This window comes from Nocardia sp. NPDC004260 (assembly GCF_053603155.1).
In genome coordinates this window covers 20,603-21,234 of sequence record NZ_JBSGEZ010000098.1, presented here as the reverse complement: position 1 = coordinate 21,234, position 632 = coordinate 20,603, and positions in this window count along the sequence as shown.

The following is a 632-nucleotide window of genomic DNA, read 5'->3' as shown; positions in this document are numbered from 1 at the left end:
AACGAGTTCATGGCGCGGATGGGGTTCACCGGCAGCGCCTACGCGGCGGCCGCTCGGACGCGAGCCGGGCCGCGAACGGCGGATGCTCGGTCTCGCTTCGCTCGAAAGACGTGGTTGAGGTTGGCTGGGCGCGCTGGTCTCCGACCTGGGGAAACGGTGCGCGCAGGGAACGCGGGGAAACGGTGCGCGCGGTTCGGGCCCGAGGGGGCCGACGGGGTGTTCGGGGCCATCTGGTGGCCGATTGGTTTGCCGGGGTCGAGTGACCGCGGCTTCGGCATGTCCGACCCACAAGGCCATGGGTATGTGCCTGAAACGACTCGGAGCCCGCGCGGGGCGCGAGCTCCGAGAGGGGCAACTTGTCCGGGATCAATCCTCGGTGGTGGCGTCAGCCCTAAGGTGATCGCGGTGGAGCGGGGAACGCGGCTTCGGCTGGGGCCGGGCCGTGTGGCGGGTGTACGGCGGGGTGCTGTGGGGGTAGCTGTGGCGGACTGGTCGATGCCGGTGCGCCCGCCGGGGCCTGGGCGAGTGGGGTTCGTGCCGCGGGCGCTGGGCCGATCGACGGTGTGGGTGTAGCCGCGGCAGGGGCGCCGTTCGGGATCGGTGCGCTGCCCGGAGCCGTGACGGCCGGAACT